This window comes from Streptomyces sp. NPDC096324 (assembly GCF_044763015.1).
Taxonomy (GTDB): Bacteria; Actinomycetota; Actinomycetes; order Streptomycetales; family Streptomycetaceae; genus Streptomyces.
On record NZ_JBIWFK010000004.1, the window covers coordinates 752,354 to 758,454 of the forward strand.

At 64.4% G+C, this 6,101-nt stretch carries 8 protein-coding genes; 4 read left to right on the top strand and 4 right to left on the bottom strand.

The features are described from left to right. Positions 1 to 45 precede the first annotated feature (45 nt). A complete protein-coding gene (locus ACIQ7M_RS14075) occupies positions 46 to 549 on the top strand; it encodes a hypothetical protein (RefSeq protein WP_403643471.1) in 504 nt (167 codons plus the stop codon). A gap of 188 nt (positions 550 to 737) precedes the next feature. On the opposite strand, the gene ACIQ7M_RS14080 is transcribed toward ACIQ7M_RS14075, so the two are convergent. Next, positions 738 to 1,295: a DinB family protein gene (locus tag ACIQ7M_RS14080; RefSeq protein WP_403643474.1), complete on the bottom strand. Its 558-nt coding sequence runs from the start codon at positions 1,293 to 1,295 to the stop codon at positions 738 to 740. A gap of 133 nt (positions 1,296 to 1,428) precedes the next feature. Then, entirely contained in the window at positions 1,429 to 1,575 is a 147-nt protein-coding gene (locus tag ACIQ7M_RS14085; RefSeq protein ID WP_403643477.1) for a hypothetical protein, read from the bottom strand. A gap of 277 nt (positions 1,576 to 1,852) precedes the next feature. Here ACIQ7M_RS14085 and ACIQ7M_RS14090 point away from each other — a divergent pair, with 277 nt between their 5' ends. Then, a complete protein-coding gene (locus tag ACIQ7M_RS14090) occupies positions 1,853 to 2,188 on the top strand; it encodes a hypothetical protein (RefSeq protein WP_403643480.1) in 336 nt (111 codons plus the stop codon). A gap of 411 nt (positions 2,189 to 2,599) precedes the next feature. Here the strand turns inward: ACIQ7M_RS14090 and ACIQ7M_RS14095 are convergent, their stop codons facing one another. Beyond that, entirely contained in the window at positions 2,600 to 3,124 is a 525-nt protein-coding gene (locus ACIQ7M_RS14095) for a hypothetical protein (protein ID WP_403643483.1), read from the bottom strand. An 81-nt stretch (positions 3,125 to 3,205) separates the two neighbouring features. Next, positions 3,206 to 3,730: a hypothetical protein gene (locus ACIQ7M_RS14100; protein WP_403643485.1), complete on the bottom strand. Its 525-nt coding sequence runs from the start codon at positions 3,728 to 3,730 to the stop codon at positions 3,206 to 3,208. 300 nt (positions 3,731 to 4,030) lie between these two features. On the opposite strand from ACIQ7M_RS14100, the gene ACIQ7M_RS14105 reads away from it, so the two are divergent. Further along, positions 4,031 to 4,234 carry a hypothetical protein gene (locus tag ACIQ7M_RS14105; protein ID WP_403643488.1) on the top strand — a complete coding sequence of 68 codons (204 nt, stop codon included), beginning with the start codon at positions 4,031 to 4,033 and terminating at the stop codon, positions 4,232 to 4,234. 1,083 nt (positions 4,235 to 5,317) lie between these two features. Then, entirely contained in the window at positions 5,318 to 5,839 is a 522-nt protein-coding gene (locus tag ACIQ7M_RS14110; RefSeq protein ID WP_403643490.1) for a hypothetical protein, read from the top strand. Positions 5,840 to 6,101: the final 262 nt, after the last annotated feature.

The following is a 6,101-nucleotide window of genomic DNA, read 5'->3' on the forward strand; positions in this document are numbered from 1 at the left end:
TCTACGCACCGCACGGCATCAGTTGGACCATCCAGGAGCCATGACTTGTCGCACCGAAACCCCGTGGGGCTGATCATCGCGTGCGCCGCCGCGCTGCTCACGGTCGCTGCCTGCACGTCGGAGCACGCCGATGCCAAGCAGTCCGGCCGGCCCACGCACGCGTCCGACTCGGGCTCGGCGACGATCACCACCCCGCCGAGCGCCACTCGGCCCCCGACGCAGAAGCCCCCGACGCTGGACGGGGGCGAAACACTCGCCGGCCACCAGAACGTGACCGGCGGGAGTGCCAGTATCCCGTTCGGCAAGGGCAGGAAGAGCGACGCGCTCATCGTCGCGGTGAACTGCCTGGGCAAGGGGAAGATCAAGGTCGCGGTGCAGTCCGTCCACGTCTCTTTCCCGCTGGACTGCGTCGCCGACAAGGTGAACACCGCATACAACGAGATGGCGATCGAAGGCGTGGCCCGCGGCGGAGTCGTATCCGTCCAGGCACCTTCGGGCGTGCGCTGGTCGATGGCCATAGGCCGAGGCGCACCAGCCCAAGAGGAATGACCGGCAGTCGGCTCGACCCCGCCGCATACACGGAGCCTGTTACAAGCTGACGAACCTCTTCATGAGGGTGCCGGCGGAAACGGCTGTACCAGAGGGCTTTCGGTCTGCTGTGGCGGTCCCGGCGACCGAGGCACGGGTCGTATCGCCCCCGACCGTGTGGACGGCGACACGACCCACCGCGCCGCCGGCTAACCCATGGTCTTGGCGCCGTCCAGGGACTCTCGGATGATGTCGGCGTGGCCGGCGTGCTGGGCGGTCTCGGCGATGATGTGCATCAGCACGCGGCGGGCCGACCATCGCCCGCCCGGCTCGGACCACGGGGCTTCCGGCAGAGGTTGCGTGGCGTCCAGGTCGGGCAGGGTGACGACCAACTCGTCGGTCCGACGGGCCACTTCGGCGTAGTCGGCGAGCACACCGGCCAGCGTCTCGCCGGGCAGCATCCGGAACTCGTCGGCCCGCCGGGCCCAGTCGGCCTCGGTCATGTCGGTGAAGTCGGGCATTACCGACGGGCCGTCCACGATGAACCGCACCCAGGACCGCTCGACCGCGGCGACGTGCTTGATCAGGCCGCCCAGACACAGCCGGCTGGCGGTGGTCCGGCGCCCGGCCTCCTCGTCGGTGAGGTCGCGGGTGGTGAAACGCAGGAAGCCCCGGTGCTTGGCCAGCACCTCCAGCAAGTCGGCACGCTCGCCGGTGACGGCCGGGTCCTCGGCCGCCAGTTCGTTGACAGTCACGGTCTCACTCATGGTCGCTGCCTTCCGTGGTTCGTGTTCCGCCGGGCAAGAAGGACACTAGGAGCCATAGAGGTCAGATGCTGACCTAAATGAGGGCGCGGTTTCGCAGGGGGCAGGCGTAATCCCTGAGGGAGATCTGCAGGCCCTACGGCATCCCTTGTTTGATCGGGACGCCAAAGGCCCGAATTGCAGGCAGTTGAAATTCAGACGAAAGGCAGCCTTTTTCCAGTCCGGCAATTTGTCCGATAGGCGCCTGTTGATTATCGAAGGCTGATGGTGCGATCTTCTTCATGAAGAAGATCATGACGCTCGCTGCCGCCGTCACATTCGGCGCTTCCCTCATGGCGGGGACTGCCAGTGCCGCTCCGATGCCCGTAGTACCGCACCCTTGGGACCAACGGGTCAAGTGCCAGACGAACGACCCGGAGGACAGGGCCGAGGCCGAGGCAGGTGAAGATCACCGTTGTCGTGCAGTACACGCAGAAAACCCCGGACGGCCACTACAATGCCGGTCGCAGTCAGAAAATCGGCGTCATCACGGCGTACTGCCATAATCAGCGGGGAAACAAATGTCCGGCATGGGCCAGGCTGTGAACTCTCCTGAACCAGACATCGAGCAGGCGGCCACGTCCCGTCTATTCGATCTCGCTCGTTCCTTCATCACGATGCATGTGTCATGGAAGCCGCTCTTCATCGGGGCCGTCATCGCGGGTGACGACGACATGCGCCTCTATTTCCGTTCACCTGAGCGGGATCGTACGTACGGTGTGGACGTGCTGATCAGCCATACGGGGCCCGGCCTGCTCGGCGCCATGGTTTCCCCCGCGTTCCTGGCGAACGAACATCTGCACAAACCTTCCGACGATCCGCACTGCGATGTGATCGTGGACCTCACTGACTACTGACGGACGCATACAAGGCGGCCTCCGCCCGGCCCATCTGGCACGTGAGTGGCACGACGGCCCCATCGGCCGGAAATGACAGAGGCCCAGATCACCGGATTCACACCGGCTGACCTGGGCCTTGTCCGTGTCCTGAGACTGGTGGGCGCGGACGGTTTCGAACCGCCGACATCCGCCTTGTAAGTTCGGTCCAACTCGTCCTTGGCATGGCCTAGCCGCGTGCGCAAGAGTCATCTGTAACCGCCCGATGCCGCAGCGGTCCGTGGGCGTTGATGTCAGCTTTGGATGTCAGCGAAACAACTCCGGCACTGGACAGACCTCCAAGGGATCGTCCGGCAGATCCACCCAGTTCCACCAAATCGTCAGATCCGGCGGCCCCGTCGATCGACGGCGGTCCAGCAGGACAGAGCGAACTCACCCCAGCGTCGCGATCCGCGGCGAGGAGTAGAGGAACTGGCCCTTGCCCAGGGGTTGTTCTTCGACGTTGCCGCGCCACAGGAGTATGCCGTGGCGCCGCTCCCAGAAGAACACGTACACACCCTTGACGATTCGATCCGGTATGAAGACGAGCCCCCAAGCGATGCCCCAGGGATCCCGGAGCAGGCCGAAAACCAGGGAGACCAGTGCGACGGAGACAACTAAGGATCCGTTAAAACTGCGGCGCATGGATTCGCGGGAGGTCGGGACTATAGCCTCGGGGTCGGTCAGGGGGACTGCGGTCTCGAAGTCGTTTTTCTGGCCGCCCAGCCAGTGCGACCGGAACGAAACCGCCAGCAGGCCGGAGAACCCTATGGCCCCTATAAGGCACAGCGCGACAAACACCGTTTTGCTGTCGACCTGTGGCAGTCCGCGAACGCCGAAGACCACGGGCGCGGTGACGACCGCGGCGACCCCCGCCTCAATGATTGCCGAGAATTGATGGTGAACGTAGCGCACCACGGCTTTCCCCCTCCGTACGCGCCCGCTCAGGACGCAGGACCGCTATGTAGACCGTGCGCCCCTCGGTAGGGCAGATCGATCTCATCCAGGTGTCGAGAACCGCGGCGAGGAATAGAAGAACTGGCCTTTTCCTAGAGGTTGTTCTTCGACATTGCCGTACCACAGGAGTATGCCGTGGCGCCGCTCCCAGAAGAACACGTACACACCCATGACGATTCGATCCGGTATCAAGCCGAGCCCCCAAGCGATGCCCCAGGGATCCCAGAGCAGGCCGAAAACCAGGGACAACAGTGCGATGTGGACAACGAAGAGTCCGTCAAAGCTACGGCGCATGGACTCATGCGGGGTAGGAAGTATCGCCTCGGGGTCGGTCAGGGAGACTATGCTCTCGAAACGGTACTTCTCGCCGCCCAGCCAGCGCGACCGGGTCGAAATCGCCAGCAGGCCGGAGAACCCGACGGCGCCTATGAAGTAGAGCGCGAGGAGCGCCTTTTCGCTGTCGGCCTGCGGTAGCCCGCGCACGCCGAAGACCACAGGCGCGGTGACCGCCACGGCGACCCCCACCTCAACGATCACCGCCAATTGATGGTGAACGTAGCGCACCACGGCTTTCCCCCTCCGCACGCACCTGCACCTGCACAGGACGGGCGCAGGACTCACTATGTACACCGTGCGCCCCTCGGTAAACCGCCAGCTCACTCGGTCCCACACGGACATGTGCCGTTGGCCGTCCAGTCGCACAGAATTGGCGGAATCATGAATTCAACGTCAGACTTCGGGGGCCGGGGTGGCTTCCGAGCCTCATCATGAACGCCAACTTGGAGTCGACCGGCCCATCAGTGTTTTTTACAGTTCTCCACTTGGCCCGCGCTCGCGCGGGCACTTGGCATCCACCCCCGGATCGCGATGCGGATCCTCCGCTGTTCGGAGATCGCGGTCACGATGGAGGTCTACACGCACGTGCCCTCTGTCGAGACCCGCCGGGCGCTCCGCAAGCTCGACAAGGCGGCGGGCGGCGGCAGCAAGCAGAAGAAGGAAAAGAAGGGCAAGCGCATGCAGCAGAAGCGGGCGGAGGAGCCGTCGGCCCAGGACGGTCGGCAAGAGCCATAGCGGTTGTTGTACGCACGACAGAGGCCCATTCGCGATCAAGTGAATGGGCCTCTGTCGTGTGTCGGGGTGGCGGGATTTGAACCCACGGCCTCTTCGTCCCGAACTATGGGCACGATGGTCGCTGAGGGCTGCCGGGCACGTCAGAAGGTCACCCAGGGCCGATGGCCGTCGGGGCTGGTCGCGAAGGTTGCGGTATTTCGCTGCTGTACTCCCCATGGAGTGACCAAGATCAGATTGCAGTCGTTCTGGCGAGCAGCACCACTCCAGGCGCTGACATGAAAGAACGGAGCAATCCTGATGCGTGGAAGAAAGATCAGTGCGGTCGTGTTGCTGGTCGGCGCCGTAGTCCTCGGTAGCGGTACGACAGCCAGCGCAGACCCGACACCTAGCGGCTTCGGCCAAACCGCTGCTGCGCCAGTCAACATGAGCGGGGCGGCGAACCAGCTCGTGGGTGCCGTAGGCGCCCCCCTTGCCAACGTCAACCTTTCCTGCCCTGCCCCGTGGGCCAGTCAGGCTCTCGATGCCCTGAGCTTTGTCGCATGCGATACGGGCCCCGTCGCACGCTGACCTGGCGATCTCACAGTCGTTGGATAGAGCCTCCGCTCGGAGTTCTGGGTGGAGGCTCTGTGCTGCTGTCTTCGATCTAGCGGGTAGCTGGAGTCTGTGAATCTGCCGGCTTCGCCTTCCCAGGTTCGAATCCTGGCGCCGCCACCCTAAAGGGAATCGACCCCTGACCAGCAAGTTTGGTCAGGGGCCGTTCTCGTTCCCGGATCACGTCAGTCCCCGCCGCTCCCTGGTGTTCCCCGTCCGTTCTGGCACGGTTGTGGCAGGCACCGTGAACTTGATCATGTGGTCGGTGGAGCCTTGATGACTCACGCAGCCCAGTGGGTCACGGTCGACGGTCCAGGAGCACTGCGTGCTGTTTCTACGAGGGCGCCCCGGCTACTGGGCGTAAATCTTACGGGGGCGCGCCTTTCGGCCGAGGGAGCGTGCCCACGACGGGGTGAATGGGGGGGGAGGGAGCGGGCGGCCCCGCTTGGATAGCGGGTGTCTGCATCCCCGCTCACGTAAGGATTCCGCGACATGCCCGGACTTCCGCCGATCGGCGCCGAGATCCCTTGCTCGCGCCTCGCCATCAACACGCCGGTCCGCTATAAGGGCCAGCTCCACAGCCTCGACTTCCGGGGCGGCATCAAGCATCGCGTCGATGTGAACCCCAACGACCCGATCAACTCCGTGCGCCTGCGGGTCGTCGGGCACAGGGTGTCTGCGGACTTCCCGGAGGGCGTCGGGGGCAGCGTCACCATCGAACAGAACGAGATCGACGTCGACGCGAAGAGCACGCTGTCCTTGACCCAGCAGTTCCCGCCCAAGTACGAGCACCGCGACATCCTGAGCTTCACGATGATCTTCGATCAGCCCGAGGGCGACCCGGTGGTCACGGTCACCAAGGAGCCGATGGTCCTCATCGGACAGCTGACCCAGTACCCGCCCCGGGGAGACCTCTACCAGCTGGAGAAGCCCGTCGAACTGGTCGACCCGGAGGACGAGACGAAGGTGATCGCCGTCATCGAGAAGTTCCCCGTCAAGGTCGGCGGCCTCTAACAAGGCCAGCGGAACCCGCTCACCTGATCAAATGCCATTCGGGTGACCTGGAGGGGGCGCGGTAGCTGTGCCCCCTACCCGCCACTCACCCCGGCTCCCATCCCGTCTGCCGTCGACCCATACACCGTGGAGCGGGCGTGGTTCAGGGCGTCAAGGTGGAGCGCCCTGCCGGACGAACGACTGTGAGGATGGGTCGTGGCATCGCTCGGCGGCCTGACCCACCGAACGATTGACGCTTCGGGCTGTCCTTTCAAGGAATCGT

Coding starts and splice junctions, on each gene's coding strand:
- ACIQ7M_RS14080 (WP_403643474.1), bottom strand. CDS start 1,295: ATGAGTGAGACCGTGACTGTCAACGAACTGGCGGCCGAGGACCCGGCC.
- ACIQ7M_RS14110 (WP_403643490.1), top strand. CDS start 5,318: ATGCCCGGACTTCCGCCGATCGGCGCCGAGATCCCTTGCTCGCGCCTC.
- ACIQ7M_RS14085 (WP_403643477.1), bottom strand. CDS start 1,575: ATGAAGAAGATCGCACCATCAGCCTTCGATAATCAACAGGCGCCTATC.
- ACIQ7M_RS14105 (WP_403643488.1), top strand. CDS start 4,031: ATGCGGATCCTCCGCTGTTCGGAGATCGCGGTCACGATGGAGGTCTAC.
- ACIQ7M_RS14090 (WP_403643480.1), top strand. CDS start 1,853: ATGTCCGGCATGGGCCAGGCTGTGAACTCTCCTGAACCAGACATCGAG.